The organism is Chryseobacterium sp. Leaf394 (genome assembly GCF_001424105.1).
Taxonomy (GTDB): domain Bacteria; phylum Bacteroidota; class Bacteroidia; order Flavobacteriales; family Weeksellaceae; genus Chryseobacterium.
In genome coordinates this window covers 167,653-189,980 of the sequence record NZ_LMQH01000014.1, presented here as the reverse complement: position 1 = coordinate 189,980, position 22,328 = coordinate 167,653, and the positions used below count along the sequence as shown (strand labels likewise).

The window sequence follows — 22,328 nt, the reverse complement described above, 5'->3', positions numbered from 1 at the left end:
TAACAGGAAAAAAATAAATTATGCAGAAGCGAAGTTCAAGTTTTACAGTGCTCGGTTTATTGTTTGTCATCATCGGAATTACCCTGATGGAGGATAATATTTATTTAAAATACGGATTTCTTGTCCTTGGAATCGCATTTCTTTCCTACAGCATTTTTACGATGGTAAAAAAGAAATAATTTAAATGAAATACTGTTCCACTTTCCTTTTTTGTTTTTTTGGATTGATCATTGTCTGTGGACAAAAGAATTCATCTGTAGATTCCACATTAAATAAAGTATATGAAAGATTAAACAATGCGAAATTTCTAAGTTATGATCTGACGAGAGAATCTGATTTTTCGTCGGAAGATTATAAAAATACAACTTCCTGGAAATGCTATTTCGATTTTGATCAAAGAGAAAATACACCTGGGTTTCGGTTTCAGATAGAAAATTCACAATTTAAAGAAATCTATAACGGAACTGAGAGTTTTCAGCTGAATAAACAAAACAGTTCACTTGAAATTGCAGAGCAGATTTCAGAAAAATCTTTTGATTCTAAAAGTTATTTCTACAATTCTCTTATCACATTACGGAATATTTTACCTCTGATTATTTCTGATGATAAAGCTGTAAAAACCATTAAAGATTCAGTGATTGGTAAGAATTTATATCAGGCAGTGACGGTCGATCTTGGTAAAAGAAGAATAAATAATCTAGGTACTGGTTTTGACCAGATGACCACAGAATATAATTTTATTTATGAATTGATGATTGATAAAAGCAGCAGTTTTCCGCTTCAGATCATTCAGAAGAATAATCTTAACAGAGATTTTATCAAAACGATTTTTAAAAATATTGAAACACAGCCAAAAAAAATTTCAGAATCTTCCTGGTTTTATTCAACTTATAAAAATGAGTTTAAACTTCAAAAAGATGAAAAGAAGAAGTTGTCAGCAGGATCTTTGGCTCCGGAATTTGAGCTTAAAGTTTTTAATGAAAACAGATTTATGTCACTAAAAGACCTGAAAGGAGATGTGATTCTGCTTGATTTCTGGATTAAAAACTGTAACGCCTGCATAGAAAGTGTTCCTCATATTAACGCTCTTCAAGAAAAATTTAAAAATGAAAAATTTAAGGTTATAAGTATAAATTCTTATGATTCCCTAGAAAAGATTGGATGGTTTTCCAATAAGTACAAAGTTAAATATCCGATATTAAGCAATGGAAAGACAGTGGCAGACATATATGCTGTTACGGCATTTCCAACTTTCATACTGATAAATCAATCTGGCAAAATAGTGTCTGTAACCGAAGGCTTCGACGAAAAAAACGGTTTGAAAATAGAAGCTGAAATAAGAAATCTAATAAAATAAAATAAGGCTGCTCAATAATGAACAGCCCGTTTTATTATGTTTAAAATGAAATTAGTGATAGCCTATTCTTCCTGAAGTTCAAGCCATCTCATTTCATGATTTTCCAGTTTGTCTGAAAGTTTTTGAAGGTCATCTGAAAGCTTTGAAATCTTGTCATAGTCTGATTCATTGCTGAGTAAATCCAAAATTGCAGCTCTTTTTGATTCCAGTTCCGGAATTTCTTTTTCAATCGTTTCCAGTTCGCGTTGCTCTTTAAAAGAAAGTTTCCTTTTCGAAGTTTGCGGTTGCGATACGACGGTTTCTACAGGTTTTTCTATTACTTTTTCAACAACAGTTTTTGCTTTTTTATCTTCCTGCTTCTGACTTCCGTCTTCCAGTTTCTTATTTTCTCTGTATTCTGAAAAGTTTCCGATGAAATCTTTAATTTTTCCATCGCCTTCGAAGGCCAGAATGTGATCAACGATTCTGTCCATAAAATATCTGTCGTGCGAAACGATGATTAAACTTCCCTGAAAATTTAAAAGGAAATTCTCCAGAACCGTCAAAGTAGGAAGATCAAGATCATTGGTAGGCTCATCAAAAATCAAAAAGTTAGGATTTTGATAGAGAATATACATCAGATGCAGTCTTCTTTTTTCACCTCCGGAAAGTTTGGAAATCGGTGAATACTGCGTCTGATCATCAAATAAGAATAATCTTAAAAACTGCGATGCTGTAATCGTTCTTCCGTTAGCCAAAGGGAAATTTTCAGAAATATCTTTAATGAAATCGATCACTCTTTCGTCCTCTTTATACTTAAGTCCTTTCTGAGAAAAATATCCGAATTTAATCGTTTCTCCTGTTTCAATTTCACCGGAATCTTTTGGTTCAAAGCCCTGGATAATATTTAATAAAGTAGATTTTCCCGCACCGTTTTTTCCTACAATTCCTACTTTCTCACCACGTTGGAAAGAATAACTGAAATCTTTCAGCAATAATTTATCACCATAACTTTTGGAAATATCTTTCAGTTCCAGAATTTTGTTGCCTAATCTTTTCATTTCAAAATCAAGCTCCAGTTTTTCTTTACGCGTATCGGTTTTTGCGACTTTTTCGGTTTCGTAGAAGTCGTCCTGTCTTGATTTCGATTTTGTAGTTCGTGCTTTCGGCTGTCTGCGCATCCACTCCAGTTCCTTTCTGTAAAGGTTCTGTGCTTTATCGATCGTAGAGTTCATGTTATCTTCACGAATCATCTTATTTTCAAGATAAGTAGCGTAAGCACCCTGGTGAACGTAGAGATTCTGATCTTCCATTTCCCAGATAATTCCGCAGACTGCGTCAAGAAAATAACGGTCGTGCGTAACAAGAAGAAGGGTGATTTTTGCTTTATTCAGATAGCTTTCAAGCCATTCTACCATTTCCACATCGAGGTGGTTGGTAGGTTCATCCATAATTAAAAGCGTGTGGCGGTGTTCGGCTCTGGTTTCTGTTAAAAGTTTTGCCAGTGCAACACGTTTGATCTGTCCACCGGAAAGCATTCCCATTTTTGCGGTGAGATCTGTAATTTTAAGCTGAGAAAGGATTTGGCTCATCTCATTTTCAAGATCCCATGCTTTGTGGATTTCCATCTCAGCCAATGCAGTTTCCATTTCGTCCGGATCACCGGAAAGTAAGGCGTGATGGTATTTTTTTAAAGCTAAAATGGGTGCAGAATCTAAGGTCATCATAAATTCCTCGATCGTAAGATCAGATTCAAAATCGATTTCCTGGTCAAACAAAACCACCTGAATATCTTTATTGATCACTACAGTTCCGCTGTCTGCAATCTCTTTTCCCATTAAAATCTTGAGAAGAGTTGATTTCCCGCTTCCGTTTTTGGCAACGATGGCTATTTTGTCACCTTCGTTGATGTGAAATGAGACATTTTTAAACAAAGTTTTGATGCCATACGATTTGGTAAGGTTTTCGACAGAAACGTAATTCATTATAATGTGAAGCTTTTGATTGATATTGAATCGAGCGGCAAAAGTACAAAATTTAAACCTTAAAAATATGACAGCAAAATTACCTGCGGTTTCCAGAAAAAGATATTGGGATTATTTCATTTTGGTATCCAGATTTCTTTTGGCTTACACGTTTATTCACTACGGTTACGGTAAACTCACAACCGGTGGTCAGTTTGGAATTTCTGCTGCAGAAATGAGTAAGCCACTAAAAGATCTGCCTCTGTTTCAAGTGATGTGGTATCTTTTTGATCATGGACCTTTCCAAACAACAGTCGGAATTCTTCAAATTGTCACAGGGTTACTGCTGCTGTTTGAATCTACGGCAATCCTTGGTGTTATTTTTTTCATTCCTGTAGCGGCAAATATTGTATTAATGGATATCAGCTTTATGAATAACGCGATGGGAAATGCCTTTTCTTTCAGATTTGCATTTTATTTTATTCTCTGTTTTGCTATTTTGTGGAATGATAAAGAACGGGTGAAAATTATTTGGCATGCGATGATTAAAAAATTTGTCCGGAAACGGAAATTTCCTTGGATTATGTATGCCTTAGTTCCTGTTTTTGCAATTGTACTTTCTTTAGTTTCTGCGATTCCCAACATGATATATTATTACATTATCTTCCCTGAAGACCTACTTAAAATTTTTGATTTTTTAAAATAATTCAATCTTAAATGCATTGATTCAAATTTTTTAATCAAATTTTTAACCGTACCATTTTTTAATGTAGATTTATGCAACAATCATTTAAAACACAAAATCATGTTGCCAACCAATTTTTTCGCCATTCTCACAGCTGCTTTGGTTCCTTTAATTACGGGCTTTATCTGGTATCATCCAAAAGTTTTCGGAACGGTTTGGATGAGAATTGCAGGAGTAAGTGAAGACAAAATAAAGAAATCAAATATGCTCTTCATCTTTCTTTTCAGCATATTTTTGTCGATACTGATCGGCATGTTCCTGCAGTTTGTAACGATTCATCAGTTTGGTGCTTTGGGAATGATTGGTGGCAATGAAACGCTTGCCAAAACGTCTTACACGGCGTTTATGAATGAGTACAGAATGGCGTACAGATCGTTTGGCCATGGTGCTCTACATTCGTTTATGACTGGGATTTTCTTTGTATTCCCACTTTTCGGAATCAACGCTGCTTTTGAAAGAAAAACCTGGAAATATGTAATGCTGAATGCAGGTTACTGGACCATAACAATTACAATCATGGGAGGAATTATCTGCGGATGGTACGCTTTGGATGGTTTTAATTTAACCACACCGAAATAATTTCAATTTAAAATTAAAGGTTACATTTGTGACCTTTTTTTATGGCGTACACTTTTAAAATTTATCATTCAGCAAAAGAACTTCCTACATCGTGGGACGGCGTTGTCGGGAAGCAGAACATTCTTTTATCGCGCGGATATTTTGAAGTTTTGGAAGATTCGAAACCCGATAATATGGACTGCTATTTTGCGGCATTTTTTGCTGATGAAAATCTTGTGGGAGGCGCATTGTTTCAGTATCTGAGCTTTACGCAGCATCAGACATTTCAAAAGGATGAAATGTTCTGTAATGTTAAAAATTTCCTCGCAAAAAAATTCAGCAGAGATGTGATGTTTGTAGGAAACAATATGCTTACAGGCCAAAATGCTTTCTATTTTAATAATGAAAAGATAAGCACTCACGATGCATCGGCTTTGCTTGGCGAGGCTGTACAGTTGATGCAGAAAAAGTACAGAAAATCTTCACTGATTATTTATAAAGATTTCCGAACCAAATTTATCGGTCTGTTCACCGGGGAAAATTTCAAACCTTACTTCAGGTTTTCTGTACAGCCAAATATGATGCTCAAAATAAAAGACTCATGGCAAAGTTTTGATAATTATCTGAATGATTTTTCTACAAAATACCGTAGCAGAGCAAACACAGCCAGAAAAAAATCGAAAGATATTGAGAAGAGAGAATTAGATTTAAATGATATTCAAAAGTGGAGCGGAAAAATAAATATTCTTTATCAAAATGTAGCCGATAACGCACCTTTCAATACATTTTTTCTACCTGAAAATCATTTTTACAGACTCAAAGAATCAATGAAAGACAATTTCAGAGTTTTCGGATATTTTCTTAATGGTCAAATGATTGGTTTTTATACATTAATTTTAAATAATTCTGATGTTGATACTTATTTTTTAGGCTACGACAAAGATCTTCAGAAAGAAAAACAAATTTATCTGAACATGCTGCTGGATATGGTAAAATTCGGTATTGAAGAAAAATTTTCAAGAATTATTTTCGGAAGAACAGCATTAGAAATCAAATCTACCATCGGCGCCGAACCTTACGAAATTTTTGGTCTGATAAAGCACAATAATTTTCTGATTAATCCTTTTATGAGCAGAATTTTCCCTTCAATTTCTCCACAAACAGAATGGGTTCAGAGGAAACCATTTAAGTAAATTTAAATAGACTCGCTCACTTTGATGTGATTTTTTTTAAACTTTATTTAACTAAAACTTCTTTAAATTTAGTAACATATTAAGAGCGTTTGTGAACTGTAATATTGATTTTTGCATCAAACTTTTGTTATGAAGAAACTCAATATTTTAATTCTGTTTTTTACGGTGTATTGGCTACAGGCTCAGATTATTTCCGGAACTGTTTTGTCTAAAGAAGAAAACACTCCGATTCCCTATGTAAAAGTAGGTGTTGAAAAAGAAACCACCGGGATCATCAGTGACGAGAAAGGTCACTTTTCTATCGATTTCTCGAATGTAAATCCTTCTGCCAAAGTCCGAATTGATGTTGCTGGTTACGAAACTTACACAGAAAGTGTTCATGATTTTCTAAAACAAAATGACCGAAAAATTTTCTTACAGGAAAAAATCAAAAATATTCAGGAAGTAAAAATTACACCCAAAAAGTTTGTTGATAAAAACTGGGGCGTGAATACAAAAACGAAAAGTGTCATGTATTCTGTAAATCCTGAGTTAAGCAAAGATAATTTTTTAGGTGAAACAGCTTTGGAATTTAAGGCGAGTAAGAGATCCAAGATTAAAAACATTCATCTCAATATCGCAAGCATCACTGCAGACCGTCCTGTAATCATGCGCTACACCATTTATAATGAAAAAAATGGCTTGCCGGGAGAAAGTATTTTAGATGAAGAGATCACTGTCGAACTGACGAAGGATAAAATTGTAGATGATACCTTTACTTTAGATGTCAATGACCAAAATATTTGGGTTCAGGGTAAGTTTTTTGTTGGAATTCAGTTTTTAAAAGAATTTGAAGGAAGACTTAACATCAGTGCCGCGCTTTTCAGAACAGGTTATTTGAGAAAATTCTATGGCAACTGGGAAAAAATGACCATGGCTGCTCCAGCGATTAACATTGATGTAAAAGTAGACAAAAACGGAAAAAATGAATTGCAGGAATCGGATGAGAGTAATAGCCATCTTTCACATCTTATTCCTGATGTAAGCAAATATCATATGGAAGCCGAAAAATCAATTTACGGAAAAAATGCTCCTGCAGGTAAAGTTTTGAACCTGAAAGATGCAGAACTGTACTTCGAAACGTACGGTGAGGGCGAGGCTCTGCTGTTGCTCCACGGAAATTCAGGAAGCATCAGAGATTTTTATCAGCAGATTCCGGAACTGTCAAAACATTTTAAAGTAATAGCCATTGACACCAGAGCACAGGGAAAAAGTACTGACAAAACTAAAAAAGATTTTACCTATAAAATTTTCGCTGATGACGTGAAAGCTATAGTCGACGATTTAGGATTAAAAAAAGTAAACATTGCCGGCTGGAGTGACGGTGGAACTACAGGACTTGAATTTGCCTTAAAATATCCTGAAAATTTAAACAAACTGATTACCATCGGAGCCAACGCCTCTGTTGACGGAATTGATGATGAATTAATCACTACATTCAAACTGAATCTCAAAGCAATGGAGTATGAAAAAAATCCGAAGAAATTCAATGAACTGAGATTGCTTAAACTGATGCTGAAAGAACCGAATATTTCAGGCAAAGATTTAAATAGAATTCAGTCTGAAGTTTTGGTGATTGTCGGCGAAAGGGATGTGATCAAGCCTGCACATTCAGAGCTGATTTCAAAGCAAATACCCAATGCAAAGCTGAAAATTTACCAAGATGCCACGCACATGATTCCGTTTGAAAATGCCGATGAACTTAATAAAGATATCGTTGAATTTTTGAAGAGATAAGTTAATCCAAAGTCAAACTTTTCAGTGACCAAAGGCTTCCGTTGTACAGATCCAGATCAACCTTGGTGTTGATACCGTGTACAATTCCGTTTTCGGTAAACTGCCAGAAATCAAAATGGTCATCTGGTGAAGGTGTCGGGACATCGTTGTAGTTGGCTAACCAAAGAGGATAATCATCAAATTCACCTTTAAGAAAATCTTTGTAGTAATGGTAGTACGTGTAAATAATCGGCTTTTTACCATAAGTTTCTTCCACTATTTTGCACCAAACCTTCAAATCTTCCACTAATTTTTCTTTAGATTTTTTTCTTGGAATCTTTTCGATATCCAAAATTGGAGGAAGATCTCCGCTTTCGAGCTTTACATTCTCAAGAAAATTGTTGGCCTGACGTACAGGATCTTCGTCGGCACGGTAAAAATGATAAGCTCCCCGAATCAGTTCATGCTTTTTTGCCAGCTCCCAGAAATCATTGAAATGACGGTCTGCATTGGCGTTTCCCATCGTAGCTCTCATCACCACAAATTCCAGTGGAATGGTTTTGTTGCCAATGCTCAGACTGTCCCATTTGATATCCTCTTTATTTTGATAATGAGAAATATCAAGACCGTAAGTTTTATCTAAATTTTCGCTGATGATTTTCTGAATTCTTGCAGCTTCACGCTCAGAGTTTTTTAGTTTTTTGTGCGAGGTTTTATTAAAATACAGAGCGTAATAATAAGAAATTTTCTGTTTCAGATAAAAACCGGTTCCCAGCAAGGCCACAGCAAGGACTACCAAAACAATAATCCTTCGCAAATTTGATTTTTTGCGTCTGTTTCTGTGTCGGTTAGTGGCAGCTTTTTTGGTGTACCTTTTCTTTGTCATTGCTATGCAAAACTAAGTTTTTGACATTAATTACTAAAATAAATCTGTAAATTTGTTACTATGGAAACAAGGGAGAAAGTTATCATCATTGGAGGAGGATTTGCCGGTTTGCAACTCGCTAAAACACTGAACAACAAAAACAAAAAGGTCATCGTTCTCGACCGCGTAAACCATCACATGTTTCAGCCTCTTTTCTATCAGGTGGCATGCGGACGGATCGAACCTTCCAACATTTCCTTCCCTTTCCGTAAAATTTTTCAGCAGTCGAGAAATACACAGTTCAGGCTGACCGAAGTGAAAGAAATTATTCCTTCCCAAAATAAAGTGATTACCGATGGCGCAGAGTTCAGTTATGATAAACTGATTATCGCGACAGGCTGTAAAACCAATTTTTTCGGCAATAAAGAAATGGAATCCAGAGCTTTCGGGATGAAAAACACTCAGGAAGCCATCAGCATCAGAAATCATGTTTTAATGACTTTCGAGAAATTAATTCTTGAAAAAAGCCGCAGTGACGACGGCAACTGGAACATCGTTATCGTTGGGAGCGGACCAACGGGCGTGGAGCTGGCCGGTGCTTTTTCTGAAATGAAAAAAGAAATTCTTCCCAGAGATTATCCTTACATGAATTTCGACAATCTTAAAATCATCCTCGTAAGTTCTACCGAAAAACCGTTGGCAGTAATGAGCGACGAAGCTCAGACTCAATCTGAAAAATATCTGAAGGATCTCGGTGTAGATTTTCTGAGTGGCGAATATGTTACCGATTACGATGGCGACAGGGTTTACATGAAAAGCGGAAAACAGATTGCCTCCAACAACGTCATCTGGGCAGCTGGAGTTATTGGAAATATCATCGACGGATTTGAGCAGGAAAAAATCATCAGAAACCGATACATCACCGACAGATTCAACAAAATCAAAGGTCTTGATAATATTTATGCCATCGGAGACATCGCTTACATGGAAACTCCAAAATATCCTCAGGGACACCCTCAGGTAGCAAATGTAGCGATCAATCAGGCAAAAAATTTAGGCAGAAATTTCCTGAAAAAAAATCAGTCAGAATGGACTGAATATGAGTACGATGACAAAGGTTCTCTCGCGACCATCGGCAAACACAGAGCCGTAGTTGATCTGCCTTTTATTAAATTTCAGGGCTTTATTGCGTGGTATTTTTGGATGTTCCTTCACTTAATGCTAATTTTGAGCGTCAGAAATAAACTTGCCGTGTTCTTTAACTGGATGTGGAGTTATTTTAATAAAGATTCGTCTTTGCGACTGATCATTTTATCCAATAAGAAAAACGGAACATTACAATGAGAATTGATATTATAAGCGTACTTCCAGAGCTCATGGAAAGTCCATTTCAAACATCTATACTTAAACGGGCGGTGGATAAAGGCGTTGCCGAAGTTCATTTTCATCAGCTCAGAAACTGGTCAGTCAACAAACACCGGCAGATAGATGACGAACCTTACGGTGGCGGGGCCGGAATGGTGATGATGATTGAACCGATAGATAAATGTATTTCTGAACTCAAAGCTAAGCGTGATTATGATGAAGTAATTTATCTCACCCCCGACGGTGTTACTTTAAACCAAAAAATCGCCAACACACTTTCTATAAAAAACAATTTAATTTTTCTCTGTGGTCATTACAAAGGTATTGATCAGCGCGTGAGAGAACTTCACATTACCAGAGAAATTTCGATCGGTGATTATGTTTTAACGGGTGGCGAACTTGCTGCCTGCGTTTTGGCTGATTCTGTGATCAGACTTTTACCGGGAGTTTTAAATGATGAACAGAGTGCTTTGACAGACAGTTTTCAGGATGATCTTCTGTCGCCACCAATCTACACGAGACCCGAGGTCTATAAAGGTCTTGAGGTTCCTAAAATTCTGCTCAGCGGAAATTCTAAAATGATTGAAGACTGGCGTTACGAAGAGGCTGTACGCATTACTACAGAGAAAAGACCTGACTTACTGTAGATTATAAAATTGAAAATTTTACCGACGTTTTTATCCGAATTTAATTTCACATTTATTTTAAACTCTATTTTTTTGTAAATCAATGAAATATCATTATGTTTATAAGAATTAACCTTAAAATATCAATTAAAATACCGATTCATCAAAAACTATTTGTATTTTTAACCACACAAATTTTTGAAAGGCTAGGTAGAATATTAATTTTTCGCAAACAAATCATGGAGATTTTTGCATTCTATAACGTTGAAAATTTGTTTTTACCGGATTCTAATGCAGGCCATAAGTCTGAGAAAACCAAAAGTGGTCTTTTCAACTGGGATTTCAGAAAGTATCAGTATAAACTTAATAAAATTGCACATGCTTTTCGGCTGATCGGAGAGCAGCATCATCAATTGCCTTTCATGATCGGTCTTGCCGAAATTTCCGGAGATCATGTTCTGAAAGATTTAATTCAGACAGAACCTCTTCAGGGGAAATACGGTATTCTGCACTACAAATCTCTGGATGAAAGAAATGTAGACGTCGCACTTCTGTACGATCATTCCAAAATTGAAATTTTAGAATCTGAACCTATTACTTTTTTCTTCGAAGAATCGGGCCTTGACGAAAAATATTATGACACCACACGTGATATACTTTTTGCCAAAGTAAAATTTGAGGAAGAAATCATTAACGTATTTGTACTTCACCTTCCCTCTAAAAGAGAAAAAGACGTCAATAAGCCAAAAAGATCATACATTCTTCAGGAATTAAGAAACAGAATAGACAAAATCCAGGAAAACGCGGATGAGAAAGTAATTGTCTGCGGAGATTTTAATGAAAATCCTGATGATGAAGTGCTGGAAATCCTCTCAGGCAAGACGTTTCAGAAGAATGCACTTGAAAATCCTTTTGCAGATTTATTTTTTAACAAAAAATATTCTACATTTCACTACAAAAGTGGTTTGTTATTTGATCAAATTCTACTGTCAGGGAATTTTTATCATCAGGAAGATCAGCTGCAGTTTGAGATGGCAGAGGTTTTTAATCACCCCCAACTCACATTAAAGTCCAGAAATCTCTCAGGAAGACCATTCAGAACCTTTGCCGGAACACGCTATCTGGGAGGCTACAGCGATCATTTTCCTGTTCTCGTTAAACTAAAAAACTAAGATATAAATTAACATCATTTCTTTAAAAACATTAAACTAAATCAAAAATGAAGAACGCTAACAATACTGACTACTATCTGGATGCCATCGACAAGCAGATTATTTACATGCTGATGGACAACTCCAAGACTTCACTTGCACACATCTCGTCTAAAGTCGGGATCTCAACCACTGCAGTTCACCAGAGAATAAAAAAACTGGAGCACGCAGGTGTGATAGAAAGTACCATTTCTTTTTTAAATCCTAAAAAAATCGGTTTTAAAGTAGTTTCCTTTATCGGAATATTTCTTGACCAGCCAAGTCACTACGCAGATGTTGTAAAAGCCCTGAAGGAAGTGAATGAAGTAGTGGAAGCGCATTACACCACCGGAAACTACGCCGTTTTTATTAAAGTTCTGTGCAAGGATAACGACCACCTTATGCAGATTTTGAGTAAACTGCAGAAATTCAAGGGAGTAACCCGTACTGAAACATTTATTTCTCTAGAACAGAGCATTGCAAGACAGCTTAAAGTATAATTGATGAATATCGCAGATTATTTAGATTCAACTTATCTTAAAACACCGCAGCAATCCGGTCTGTCAGAGGAACAGACAGTTCAGAAAGACAGAGAGCTGGCAACCGAAGCCAACGACAACGGAATTTTTGCCGTGATGATAAGGCCCGAATATGTTTCTGAAATTAAAAAGTTTCTGACCGATAAAAATTCTGATGTGAAAATCGGAACTGTAATCGGCTTTCATGAAGGAACGGATTCAGTTGAAGAAAAACTTGCCGAAGCCCGAAAAGCCATTGACGACGGCGCTGACGAACTTGATTTTGTCATTAATTATTCAGAATACCTCAACGGAAATATTGATTTGGTAAAAACTGAATTTCTGGAGTGCACAAAACTGTGTCTTCAGCATCAGAAGATTGCCAAATGGATCATTGAAATTGCGGCATTATCTGATGATCAGATTGCAGACTTAACCGGAAAAATTTCAAACTGGGCAGAAGAAAATTTTGATGAAAATAACCTTTCAGCAATATTTGTTAAATCATCTACCGGCTTCTATGAAACCAAAGATGGGAAGCCCAACGGAGCGACTTTTGAAGGCATAAGAATCATGTTGGAGAGTGCAGGAAAACTTCCTGTAAAAGCTGCAGGAGGCGTACGGAATCACTCTGATGCCGTGAAAATGATTAATCTCGGCGTAAAAAGAATCGGAACCTCATCCGCTTTGGCTTTACTGGAAAATCAGTCATCCGGTGAAGGATATTAAAAAAGTATTTAACGTAAAAGCTCCGAAGTTTTTTTTCTTCGGAGCTTTTTTTATGGAACATAATTTTTATTTTTTAATAATAAATTTCTCTGAGATCTTCTCACCGTTATCTAAAATCATAGTCAAAACATAATTTCCATTGGTTAAACTTCTCACATCAATTTTAGTTTCTCCTGCAAAATTTCCTTTCAAAATCAATCTTCCTGAAGCGTCATACATTTCGTAATCTGCTTTTTGAGACAGTTTTTTTAGTGAAACAGTGATAAAATCAGAAGCTGGATTTGGATAAATTGAGTAATTCGTCACTGCAGTTTCAGACGTAGAAAGAGCTACCTGATTGACAGGGAAATTCGAAGAATTTACTGCAAAATAAATATTATTCAATGCCTTTACCATAATTCTTGCATTAGCAATATTTTCGTTAGGAATCGTCACATTCGCAGAACCATTGTTCGGAACGCTTGCTGCCAATACAGTATTGAAGTTGGCACCGCCATCTTTAGAAAGCAGAATTGTGACATTGGCAGTATTGATGGTTCCTCCACTCGTTCCTGCAACATTCCAGTTTACAGAAATTGTAGAATTTCCGTCAATCGCTGCATTTGACGTTTGAGACGTCACTGCAAACGGACCGTCATCAGTAACTGTGACAACCATCACATCTCTAGCAGCCTGATTCCCTCCTATATTGTTATCATTTACGACAAGCGAAAAATTGAGCGTTCTTGCCACGCTTGGAGTAACTTCCCATTTCGGAATCAAATTATTAGCTAAAACAGAGGTCATAACCGGAAAATATCTTGACGGAGAAACTGTAGGAGTCAAGGAACGGTAAACAGGTCCTGCCGTTGCTGTAGAAACAGGTGGCTGTGTGTTATTGGTATTATCATACTGTTCCCATAAGTAGGTCAGCGGATCATTGGCGGGATCTGTACCAACGCCTGTCAACACGAATGCTGTACCTTTCGGAATGATGTAATCTGCGCCTGCATCAGCTGTAGGAACCCCGTTACCGTTTGAGGTTTTTACAGAACAGTCGGTCGATCTCTGAATGACAGCATACATTTCCAGAATGCTAGCCGCATGGAAGTAAGCATCACTGTTATTCTGAACATTATTGTTGGCTCCACAAATTCCTGCGTAAGCCATAATTGTACTTCCGCTTCCAGGCTCGTAAGCAGTAGAGTTGTTTGCATTTCCGCTACAGGAAGAAGTCGCTGCTCTGAATGTGTGATTTGCTCCGAACTGATGTCCCAATTCATGAGCAACATAGTCGATATCAAAAGGATCATTTACTGGAGCTCCCGATCCGGTGACTCCTCTGGCTTTGCTTCCGGCCACACAAATCACACCTAAACCTGCCAGACCACCACTGTTTGTACCAAAAACGTGACCGATATCGTAGTTTGCATTACCTATAACGGAATTTGTATTTGATTGATTTTGCGTAATCATCGTTCCCGGCATTCCATTGGTATAAGGATCCGTCCCTGCATTGGTGTAAACAATGAGGTTATTATTGGCAACCAATGTCATTGTAGTAGAAATTGTTTTTTCGTAGACACCGTTTACCCTGTTCATTGTAGTCACTATAGCCGCCATTGCCGCAGCAACTGTCCCTCCATGAAAAGTGGTGTATTCTCCTGTTGCAGCAATTGCAGTTCTATAATTTCTAAACTGCCCGTCAGAGACCAAGGGTGCCTTGTTTGCTGAGCCACCGTTGTTTTTTAAATTATCCAGTTCATTTTCAATATGGCATTCGAAGAGTCTGTCATTTTTTGGAAGATCTTTTCTTTTGTAGAGAATAAAAGAAGAATGATCTTTTGCATAACTGTCGAGATAGCTTACTTCCCAATTATCAAAATACATCACGCTGATTCCTGTAGAAGGTGTAGTACTGAAACGAATTGTATTTTCGGGATGATTTTTCTGCCATCCGACGTAAGTACGGATTTCAGGAAATTTTGCCTGCAGCTCAGGTTCCATTATAGAAGCTTCCTGAACGATATAATCTCTCGTATTCCCGTCAGAATCAGGAAATTTAATGACTAAATTTTCTTTATTTGAAAAACGCTGAGGTGCATTTTTCAGATCATTTTTTATCTTATCTAAATCAAGCTTATAAAGCGAAAATGTATTGGGCACAACCCATCTCGGGCTGAGATTTTCACTTTTCACCTTGTTGTCTTTAAGTTTTGACCAATAATTATCCTGAGCAAAACTCTGTGCCGCCAGCAGCAGACACGAAAGAATAAATGTTTTTGTTTTCATGTAAATTATATTAATATTAATATTGTGTGATTACTTTTTTAAACCTGATATTTCCGGTTAATTTTAAAAGAATATTGGGTGGTTTCCGGGCAGATTTTTCAAAATCAGGATTGTAAAATTCTTTTATTTTAAGGTAAAGTATATTTTTATTTAAACTGATTTCCTCTATTAAAACATCATTGGAATTTTTTAATTTGGGCTTTACGAGAACGTAAGTTTCATCCTTTACAACTGCCGGAACAGGAGAATATCGGTTTCCTTTACTATTTTGATGGATTAAACCGAAAACTTCGTCCATTTTTTCCTGAGAAGTTATTATCAGAAAATCTTTTTGAGTTAAGGTAAAAGGATAGTGATATTTATCTTCGAAGTGAATTACTTTAGAATAAGACAAAGATTGTCTTTTACCAACCTGAGATTGACAATTAAGAAATAAAAACAGAAAAAAACATAGATATATTTTCATTTTAGAACTTAACTGTAGTAAAATTAAGGTTTTAAAATGAATCATTTATTATATTTTAAACAAAAAAACCGCTTCAAAAATGAAACGGTTTAAATTTATAAGAAAATTTTAGCTTATGCTAAAACTTCTTTTACTTTGTTTGCAGCTTCTTCCAAAGTAATTGCAGAGTGAATTGGTAATCCAGCTTCGTCAATTAATTTTTTAGCTTCTACAGCATTTGTTCCCTGTAATCTCACGATCAACGGTACCGGAAGGCTTCCCATTGCGTGGTAAGCATCTACAACACCCTGAGCAACTCTGTCACATCTTACGATACCACCGAAGATGTTGATCAAAATAGCTTTTACATTTGGATCTCTTAAGATAATTCCGAAAGCAGTCTGTACTCTCTGTGCATCAGCAGTACCTCCAACATCAAGGAAGTTGGCAGGATTACCACCAGATAATTTGATTATATCCATTGTAGCCATTGCAAGACCGGCTCCGTTTACCATACACGCAACGTTACCGTCCAATTTTACGAAGTTTAGACCAGCTTCACCAGCTTCAACGTCCAAAGGATCTTCTTCTCTTGTATCTCTCAACGCTTCAAGATCTTTGTGACGGAACAGTGAGTTACCATCCAAAGTTACTTTAGCATCTACAGCGATAATTTTGTTATCAGAAGTTTTCAAAACCGGGTTGATTTCGAAAAGAGACGCATCAATTCCTACATAAGCATTGTATAAAGAAGAGATGAATTTTGTGAATTCTTTGAAAGCATTTCCTTCAAGACCAAGATTGAAAGCAATTTTTCTTGCCTGGAAACCCTGAAGACCCAAAGTTGGATCAATTAATTCGTTGTGGATCAAGTGAGGCGTTACTTCAGCAACGTGCTCGATGTCCATACCACCTTCTGTAGAATATACGATTGTATTTTTTCCTTCAGCTCTGTCTAGAAGAATAGAAACATAAAATTCTTTAGTCTCAGATTCTCCAGGATAATAAACGTCTTCTGCAACCAATACAGAGTTTACCAATTTACCTTCAGCAGAAGTTTGTGGAGTGATCAACTGCATTCCGATGATGTTTCCTGCGTTTTCTTTAAGTTTATCCATATTTGGAGAAAACTTTACACCACCACCTTTACCACGGCCACCTGCGTGAATCTGTGCTTTTACAACCCAAGCCTCAGCTCCGGTTTCAGCAGTCAATTTCTCTGCAGCTGCTACAGCTTCATCTACGTTGTTTGCAACGAAACCACGTTGGATAGCTACTCCATACTTTGATAAAATCTCTTTTGATTGATACTCGTGAAGATTCATATTATTTTTATTATTTTATTTTAATATTTAAAGGTTGACAAATTTAATAAAAATGAATAAGGAAGGAAAATAAATTATGATACTTTTAAATGATTTAATCCTTTTGCCATCAATTTTTTCTCATTTTAAAGATAATTGTTGCTGTTCATCGGTATTAAAACATTTTCAAATCCTGAAACATCATTTTCTAATCACATTTTAATACTATTTTAATGTATAGTAATACTATCATTAAAAATAGTTATGTATTTTTGTAGCGTTAAAAACTGCAACATTACAAACATGAATTTTCAGCTGAAATTCCAGGTCAACGAAAAACTTTACCTTAAAGATCCCGAAAAAAGTGAGATCGGAAAATCCATTGTCAAAAACGCCATTGAGCTTATTTTTGAGATGGGTTTTGAGCATTTTACATTTAAAAAACTGGCTGGGAAAATCAGTTCGACCGAAGCAACGGTTTACCGTTATTTTTCATCCAAATACAAACTGCTCACCTATATTCTCAACTGGTACTGGTCTTACCTTGAGTTTATGTCTGAACTTAAAACTTCCGAAATAAAAAAACCTTTGGAGAAACTGGAAAAAATCCTTGAAATCATCACCCATCACAACAATTCCTGTGATGAGGTAGATGACTATGACATCCGAAAACTGCATTCTATTGTTATTTCAGAAAGCAGCAAATCTTATCTGGTGAAAGAAGTGGACGAGATCAGCAAGGAAATGATTTTTAACCCTCTGGAAAGTCTCTGCAAATGCATATCAAAGATTATTGCTCAGTCAAAACCGGATTTCCCCTACCCGCTTTCTATGGCGAGCACGCTACTGGAAACGGCCCACGATCAGCATTTTTTCAGCGAACACCTGCCGAATCTTACAGACAATCATCAGAACGCTGAGCATACGAATTATGTACTCGGATATTTAAAACACATCACATTTAACCTTATTAAATAAGAAAAATGGCATTACGATCAGCAAGCGATCACAGTAAAAAACTGTTTCGCTACATCACGAAAGAAAAAAAAGACGTTTCAAACATTTATTTTTACGCAATTCTCAATGGTTTGGTTTCACTGAGCATCCCGCTGGGAATTCAGTCGATTATCAGCTTCGTTATGGGAGCTACGATGGCAACTTCCATTTATTTACTCATCTTTTTTGTGGTTTTGGGAACTTTTTTGGTTGGTCATTTCAGACTCAAAGTTTTCCAGATCATTGAAAAAATACAGCAGAAAATTTTTGTAGAATTTTCAATGGCTTTTGCAGAAAAACTGCCGAGAATCAATCTTTCAGATACCCGAAAATACTATTTACCTGAATTGGTGAACCGTTTTTTTGATGTTCAGAATCTTCAGAAAGGAATTTCAAAAATTTTACTGGAAATCCCAACAGCATTGATTCAGATTGTATTCGGAATTTTACTTTTGTCCTTTTACCATCCGTGGTTTTTGGCATTCGGTGCTTTGGTCATTATCCTTGTCGTTCTTATTTTCATTTACAGTATGGAAAGCGGAATTAAATCGAGCCTCGAGGAAAGTGATAAAAAGTATGAGACCGCTGCATGGATTGAAGATATTGCTGCATCCGTAAAGACTTTTAAAATGCATTCAGGAAGAAAAACGCATCTTCAGGGTACAGATTCAAGGGTTGTGGAGTATCTGGATCACAGAACTTCTCACTTTAAAATCCTGGTTTTTCAGTATAAAACCATTATTGCTTTTAAAGTCATAATCACACTGGCAATTTTAGCCATCGGAACTTATCTGATGATCAATCAACAGCTGAATATCGGTGCATTTATCGCAGCAGAAATTGTGGTTCTGACAATAATGGCTGCAGTTGAAAAACTCATTGTAAGCCTTGAAAGTTATTACGACCTCATCGCCTCATTTGCCAAACTTTCTAAAGTAACAGAACTGAAAGAAGAAACAGATGGCGACATCGTACTTTCCCAAAAAGACAGAGGAATTGAAATTGAATTTAAAGATGTTGATTTTGCGTTCAACGACACACCTGCGATTTTATCTGACGTCAATTTCAGATTAAAAGAAAACAGCCTCACGGTGATCACCGGAAAAATGGGTACCGGAAAATCTCTTCTTCTTAATATGCTTGCAGGATTTTATGAGCCGAGTTCGGGAACGATTCTTTTCGACAAAATTCCACTTAAAAATTTAAACAAAACAGATTTCAGAAGCAACATCGGTTTATACCTTGAAAATATGAAAGTGATTCAGGGGAATGTTTTACAGAATATCTTGCTAGGAAACACAGACAGTAACACGGAAAGTATTCTGCAGCTTTCAGAAAAGCTTGGTATAGAAAGCATTTCGAGCAGTTTCAGCAATGGTTTTACTACAGAAATAAGCGATACAGATTCTGAACTGACCTTCAGCTCAAAAAAGAAAATTCTGATGCTCCGCTCTCTGCTGGGCGAGAAAAGACTGATCTTACTTGAAAATCCTCTGGCAGGAATGTCTGAAAATTTTCAGGAAAAACTCAGCGCATATCTTCAGGAGCTCAAGCAAACGTGTACCATCGTTGTTGTTTCGCCGGATAAAAATCTGATTTACAATGCCGATCAGCACATTCACCTCGAAGACGGAACTTTAAGTATTATTTCATAAAATTCAGCACAATATGAAACTACAGTCGTACGAAAAAATATACCATATCAACAAAAAATCAAGGGTTAAAAGTTGGTTCCTCTTTATTTTAATTGCAGGAATCATTACGCTGTTTCTTCCCTGGACGCAAAATATTAAGGTGAAGGGAAATGTTTCTTCACTGTATCAGTCTCAGAGACCTCAGCAGCTGAACTCACCCATTCCCGGAAGAATTATAAAATGGAATGTAAAAAACGGAGATTATGTAAAAAAAGGCGATACGCTTTTGCAGCTTTCTGAAATTAAGGAAGATTATATGGATCCGCTTTTGGTACAGAGAACCGAGCAGCAGGTAGATGCCAAAAAAGGGGTGAGAGATTATTATGAAGCCAAGGTAGGAACAGCAAAAAACCAGCTGGAAGCTTTGAATGCTTCAAGGGATTTAAAATTAAATCAGGTTAAAATAAAAATCATCCAGCTCAACAGCAAGCTTGTTGGTGAACAGGCAGAACTGGAGGCCGCTAAAAACGAACTCAAACTTTCTGAAGATCAGTTTGAAAGACAGAAAAGAATGTACGACGAAGGTTTGGTTTCACTCACGCAGTTTCAGCAGAGAAGCATTTCTTATCAGAATTCAATTGCCAAAAAAACTGCTTACGAAAATAAAGTAGCTCAGACTCAGCAGGAAATTCTCAACACGCAGATTGAGCAGAACTCGGTTACTCAGGATTACAACGAGAAACTGAGCAAAATTGAAGGTGAGCGTTTCCAAAGTATGGGTCAGATTGAAGGAAGCGACGGTGATATTGCCAAACTTCAGAATCAGGTTGCCAATTACAAGGCGAGACAGGGTTTATATTTCATATTAGCCTCTCAGGACGGACAGATTGTTCAGCTTAACAAAGCCGGAATTGGTGAAGTTCTGAAAGACGGTGAAAATATCGGAACTGTAGTTCCTACAACAGTTGATTACGCTGTGGAAATTTACATCAAACCGGTTGATTTGCCTTTGATCAAAGAAGGACAGCGCGTGATGAGTATTTTTGATGGTTTCCCTGCCATTGTATTTTCCGGCTGGCCGGATTCCAGCTACGGAACGTTTGCAGGAAAAGTAGTTGCCGTGGAAAGCAATATCAGTGCAAACGGAATGTTTAAAGCTCTGATTGTAGAAGATAAAAACGAAAAAAGATGGCCTCCGAAGATCAAAATGGGCACCGGAGTTCAGGGAATTGCCATTTTAAATGATGTCCCGATCTGGTATGAGTTGTGGCGAAATATCAATGGCTTCCCACCGGATTATTATGAAGTAACGAATGCAAAATCAGCTAAAGATGAAAAGACAAAATAAAATTTTTCTTCTCGTTTTTCTCCTGCTGTTCGGTTTACATTCCGCACAGGATTCTCTGAAAATATCAGCTTCTGAATTCATCAGTATTGTTAAAAACTATCATCCTTTAGCATTGAGATACCAGCTTCAAAACAGATTGGCAGAAGAAGAAATCAGAAGAGCGCGGGGTAATTTTGACCCTGTCCTGGCAGGAAAATTAGGCGAAAAAAATATCGACGGAACAAAGTACTACGAACAGAAAAACATAGAACTCGGCATTCCGACATGGTACGGAATTGATCTTCACGGAAGCTATAATCATCTTGACGGACAAAAACTGAACAACAGCGATACGCGCGGAGGTTTATATCAATTCGGAATTACAGTTCCATTGGCTAAAAACCTGCTGTATGACCAAAGAAGAGCAATGCTCGATCAGGCAAGATTTGGATTGAGAATGACCGAAGCTGAACAGGCAGTTTTGACCAACGATCTGCTTTTGGAAGCCGAAAATACGTATTGGGAATGGGTTCAGAACTATGAAATTTACAAATTAAAAACTGAAATTGTTGAGATCAATAAAGACAGATTAAAATTAACAAGAAAAACTTTTGAATTTGGTGAAAAACCGGCCATCGATACCATTGAAGCCCTTTCGCAACTTCAAAGTTTTGAACTTCAGCAGAGAGATGCATTTTTAAGTTTTGTGAAAAGTACGCAGCAACTTCAGCTCTATCTCTGGAAAGACAACCAACAGTTTTACGAGCTTTCGGAAATGATTTATCCTTCAGATAATCTTGCGGAACATCAGGCCTATTCTGATTTTGAATTTCTGATTAATGATGTCAATTCGAGGCAGATCAATTCCCATTTATCTGTTTTATATTACGGTCAGAAACAGAATATTCTGGAAAGTGAGAGGCGTTTAAAATGGCAAAGCTTTCTTCCTAAACTCGATTTTACTTACAATTTTTTTAATAAAGAAAATTACGCTGCCGATTTTCTGCCTTTGTTTGATAATAATTTTCAGTATGGTTTAAAACTGGAGATTCCTGTTTTCCAACGGCAGGCAAGAGCAAATTATCAGATGGCGAAGATTAAATTAAATCAAAACCAGCTCGACACCAATATTAAGATTAGGGAACTGGATGTAAAAATTGAAACCTACAAAAACGAGATTCTGAATTATTATACTCAGATTGATTTGTCGAGAGACAATCTTCTGAATTACAGAAGACTTTTGAGTGCTGAAGAAATGAGGTACAGCAACGGTGAAAGTTCACTTTTCCTGATCAATTCAAGGGAAAACAAAGTGATTGAAGCTCAGGAAAAATTTATTTCTATCCGTACTAAGTTTTTAAAAAGCTTTAATAAACTTAAGTGGATGAAGGAGAATTTCACACTATAAACTTTGCTTATTAAACACTAAGTTGAGCAATTTTTTTTAAGTTGAGTTAAGCTATGTTAGCATTCAGAAGTCTGCTTCAAAATTCTAATTGATTTTTCC

At 36.5% G+C, this 22,328-nt stretch carries 20 protein-coding genes; 15 read left to right on the top strand and 5 right to left on the bottom strand.

Annotation, left to right across the window (positions count from 1 at the left end; all coding sequences use genetic code 11):
- Positions 1–20 precede the first annotated feature (20 nt).
- Positions 21–179 carry a hypothetical protein gene (locus tag ASG21_RS20265; RefSeq protein ID WP_157844476.1) on the top strand — a complete coding sequence of 53 codons (159 nt, stop codon included), beginning with the start codon at positions 21–23 and terminating at the stop codon, positions 177–179.
- Positions 180–184: 5 nt separating this feature from the next.
- Positions 185–1,357 carry a redoxin domain-containing protein gene (locus ASG21_RS18695; protein WP_056084386.1) on the top strand — a complete coding sequence of 391 codons (1,173 nt, stop codon included), beginning with the start codon at positions 185–187 and terminating at the stop codon, positions 1,355–1,357.
- Between the two features lie 62 nt (positions 1,358–1,419).
- On the opposite strand, the gene ASG21_RS18690 is transcribed toward ASG21_RS18695, so the two are convergent.
- A complete protein-coding gene (locus tag ASG21_RS18690; RefSeq protein WP_056084384.1) occupies positions 1,420–3,321 on the bottom strand; it encodes an ABC-F family ATP-binding cassette domain-containing protein in 1,902 nt (633 codons plus the stop codon).
- Positions 3,322–3,388: 67 nt separating this feature from the next.
- Here ASG21_RS18690 and ASG21_RS18685 point away from each other — a divergent pair, with 67 nt between their 5' ends.
- From ASG21_RS18685 to ASG21_RS18670, 4 genes are all read left to right on the top strand, one after another.
- Positions 3,389–4,006: a hypothetical protein gene (locus ASG21_RS18685; protein WP_056084381.1), complete on the top strand. Its 618-nt coding sequence runs from the start codon at positions 3,389–3,391 to the stop codon at positions 4,004–4,006.
- Positions 4,007–4,105: 99 nt separating this feature from the next.
- Positions 4,106–4,624, top strand: a complete 519-nt coding sequence (locus ASG21_RS18680; RefSeq protein ID WP_056084378.1) for a DUF1761 domain-containing protein — start codon at positions 4,106–4,108, stop codon at positions 4,622–4,624.
- Positions 4,625–4,665: 41 nt separating this feature from the next.
- A complete protein-coding gene (locus ASG21_RS18675; protein WP_056084376.1) occupies positions 4,666–5,796 on the top strand; it encodes a hypothetical protein in 1,131 nt (376 codons plus the stop codon).
- A 129-nt stretch (positions 5,797–5,925) separates the two neighbouring features.
- Positions 5,926–7,572: an alpha/beta fold hydrolase gene (locus ASG21_RS18670; RefSeq protein ID WP_056084373.1), complete on the top strand. Its 1,647-nt coding sequence runs from the start codon at positions 5,926–5,928 to the stop codon at positions 7,570–7,572.
- A 1-nt stretch (position 7,573) separates the two neighbouring features.
- Here the strand turns inward: ASG21_RS18670 and ASG21_RS18665 are convergent, their stop codons facing one another.
- Positions 7,574–8,437 (bottom strand): GH25 family lysozyme, encoded by an 864-nt coding sequence (locus ASG21_RS18665; protein WP_056084371.1) that lies wholly within the window; start codon positions 8,435–8,437, stop codon positions 7,574–7,576.
- Between the two features lie 60 nt (positions 8,438–8,497).
- On the opposite strand from ASG21_RS18665, the gene ASG21_RS18660 reads away from it, so the two are divergent.
- The 5 genes from ASG21_RS18660 to deoC all read left to right on the top strand — a co-directional run bounded on the left by ASG21_RS18660 (position 8,498) and on the right by deoC (position 12,844).
- Positions 8,498–9,760, top strand: coding sequence for an NAD(P)/FAD-dependent oxidoreductase (locus tag ASG21_RS18660; RefSeq protein WP_056084368.1), 1,263 nt, complete (start codon positions 8,498–8,500; stop codon positions 9,758–9,760).
- Positions 9,757–10,428, top strand: coding sequence for a tRNA (guanosine(37)-N1)-methyltransferase TrmD (trmD, locus tag ASG21_RS18655; protein WP_056084365.1), 672 nt, complete (start codon positions 9,757–9,759; stop codon positions 10,426–10,428). Before ASG21_RS18660 ends, trmD begins: the two co-directional genes overlap by 4 nt.
- A 218-nt stretch (positions 10,429–10,646) precedes the next feature.
- The gene (locus tag ASG21_RS18650) at positions 10,647–11,579 is read left to right on the top strand and encodes an endonuclease (RefSeq protein ID WP_056084362.1); all 933 of its coding nucleotides are present in this window, start codon (positions 10,647–10,649) and stop codon (positions 11,577–11,579) included.
- Positions 11,580–11,626: 47 nt separating this feature from the next.
- Positions 11,627–12,097 (top strand): Lrp/AsnC ligand binding domain-containing protein, encoded by a 471-nt coding sequence (locus tag ASG21_RS18645; protein ID WP_056084358.1) that lies wholly within the window; start codon positions 11,627–11,629, stop codon positions 12,095–12,097.
- Complete coding sequence (gene deoC, locus ASG21_RS18640) at positions 12,098–12,844, top strand: deoxyribose-phosphate aldolase (protein WP_056084353.1); 747 nt, start codon at positions 12,098–12,100, stop codon at positions 12,842–12,844.
- Positions 12,845–12,910: 66 nt separating this feature from the next.
- Here deoC and ASG21_RS18635 read toward each other — a convergent pair whose 3' ends face one another.
- From ASG21_RS18635 to sucC, 3 genes are all read right to left on the bottom strand, one after another.
- Positions 12,911–15,115: a reprolysin-like metallopeptidase gene (locus ASG21_RS18635; RefSeq protein WP_056084352.1), complete on the bottom strand. Its 2,205-nt coding sequence runs from the start codon at positions 15,113–15,115 to the stop codon at positions 12,911–12,913.
- 16 nt (positions 15,116–15,131) lie between these two features.
- Positions 15,132–15,509 carry a hypothetical protein gene (locus tag ASG21_RS18630; protein WP_128414363.1) on the bottom strand — a complete coding sequence of 126 codons (378 nt, stop codon included), beginning with the start codon at positions 15,507–15,509 and terminating at the stop codon, positions 15,132–15,134.
- A 185-nt stretch (positions 15,510–15,694) separates the two neighbouring features.
- A complete protein-coding gene (gene sucC, locus ASG21_RS18625; protein ID WP_056084345.1) occupies positions 15,695–16,885 on the bottom strand; it encodes an ADP-forming succinate--CoA ligase subunit beta in 1,191 nt (396 codons plus the stop codon).
- A 282-nt stretch (positions 16,886–17,167) separates the two neighbouring features.
- Between sucC and ASG21_RS18620 the strand changes: the two genes are divergently transcribed.
- Genes ASG21_RS18620 through ASG21_RS18605 form a run of 4 tightly spaced genes read left to right on the top strand, consistent with a single transcriptional unit; the run spans position 17,168 to position 22,229 of the window.
- Positions 17,168–17,842: a TetR/AcrR family transcriptional regulator gene (locus ASG21_RS18620; RefSeq protein ID WP_056084342.1), complete on the top strand. Its 675-nt coding sequence runs from the start codon at positions 17,168–17,170 to the stop codon at positions 17,840–17,842.
- A 5-nt stretch (positions 17,843–17,847) separates the two neighbouring features.
- A complete protein-coding gene (locus ASG21_RS18615; protein ID WP_056084338.1) occupies positions 17,848–19,515 on the top strand; it encodes an ATP-binding cassette domain-containing protein in 1,668 nt (555 codons plus the stop codon).
- A gap of 13 nt (positions 19,516–19,528) precedes the next feature.
- Complete coding sequence (locus ASG21_RS18610; protein WP_056084336.1) at positions 19,529–20,842, top strand: HlyD family efflux transporter periplasmic adaptor subunit; 1,314 nt, start codon at positions 19,529–19,531, stop codon at positions 20,840–20,842.
- A complete protein-coding gene (locus ASG21_RS18605; RefSeq protein ID WP_056084333.1) occupies positions 20,826–22,229 on the top strand; it encodes a TolC family protein in 1,404 nt (467 codons plus the stop codon). Before ASG21_RS18610 ends, ASG21_RS18605 begins: the two co-directional genes overlap by 17 nt.
- The last annotated feature ends 99 nt before the right edge of the window (positions 22,230–22,328 follow it).

Excerpts from the sequence above, each read along its gene's own strand:
- ASG21_RS20265 (WP_157844476.1), top strand. The coding sequence starts at position 21 with ATGCAGAAGCGAAGTTCAAGTTTTACAGTGCTCGGTTTATTGTTTGTC.
- ASG21_RS18695 (WP_056084386.1), top strand. The coding sequence starts at position 185 with ATGAAATACTGTTCCACTTTCCTTTTTTGTTTTTTTGGATTGATCATT.
- ASG21_RS18690 (WP_056084384.1), bottom strand. The coding sequence starts at position 3,321 with ATGAATTACGTTTCTGTCGAAAACCTTACCAAATCGTATGGCATCAAA.
- ASG21_RS18685 (WP_056084381.1), top strand. The coding sequence starts at position 3,389 with ATGACAGCAAAATTACCTGCGGTTTCCAGAAAAAGATATTGGGATTAT.
- ASG21_RS18680 (WP_056084378.1), top strand. The coding sequence starts at position 4,106 with ATGTTGCCAACCAATTTTTTCGCCATTCTCACAGCTGCTTTGGTTCCT.
- ASG21_RS18675 (WP_056084376.1), top strand. The coding sequence starts at position 4,666 with ATGGCGTACACTTTTAAAATTTATCATTCAGCAAAAGAACTTCCTACA.
- ASG21_RS18670 (WP_056084373.1), top strand. The coding sequence starts at position 5,926 with ATGAAGAAACTCAATATTTTAATTCTGTTTTTTACGGTGTATTGGCTA.
- ASG21_RS18665 (WP_056084371.1), bottom strand. The coding sequence starts at position 8,437 with ATGACAAAGAAAAGGTACACCAAAAAAGCTGCCACTAACCGACACAGA.
- ASG21_RS18660 (WP_056084368.1), top strand. The coding sequence starts at position 8,498 with ATGGAAACAAGGGAGAAAGTTATCATCATTGGAGGAGGATTTGCCGGT.
- trmD (WP_056084365.1), top strand. The coding sequence starts at position 9,757 with ATGAGAATTGATATTATAAGCGTACTTCCAGAGCTCATGGAAAGTCCA.
- ASG21_RS18650 (WP_056084362.1), top strand. The coding sequence starts at position 10,647 with ATGGAGATTTTTGCATTCTATAACGTTGAAAATTTGTTTTTACCGGAT.
- ASG21_RS18645 (WP_056084358.1), top strand. The coding sequence starts at position 11,627 with ATGAAGAACGCTAACAATACTGACTACTATCTGGATGCCATCGACAAG.
- ASG21_RS18635 (WP_056084352.1), bottom strand. The coding sequence starts at position 15,115 with ATGAAAACAAAAACATTTATTCTTTCGTGTCTGCTGCTGGCGGCACAG.
- sucC (WP_056084345.1), bottom strand. The coding sequence starts at position 16,885 with ATGAATCTTCACGAGTATCAATCAAAAGAGATTTTATCAAAGTATGGA.
- ASG21_RS18620 (WP_056084342.1), top strand. The coding sequence starts at position 17,168 with ATGAATTTTCAGCTGAAATTCCAGGTCAACGAAAAACTTTACCTTAAA.
- ASG21_RS18615 (WP_056084338.1), top strand. The coding sequence starts at position 17,848 with ATGGCATTACGATCAGCAAGCGATCACAGTAAAAAACTGTTTCGCTAC.
- ASG21_RS18610 (WP_056084336.1), top strand. The coding sequence starts at position 19,529 with ATGAAACTACAGTCGTACGAAAAAATATACCATATCAACAAAAAATCA.
- ASG21_RS18605 (WP_056084333.1), top strand. The coding sequence starts at position 20,826 with ATGAAAAGACAAAATAAAATTTTTCTTCTCGTTTTTCTCCTGCTGTTC.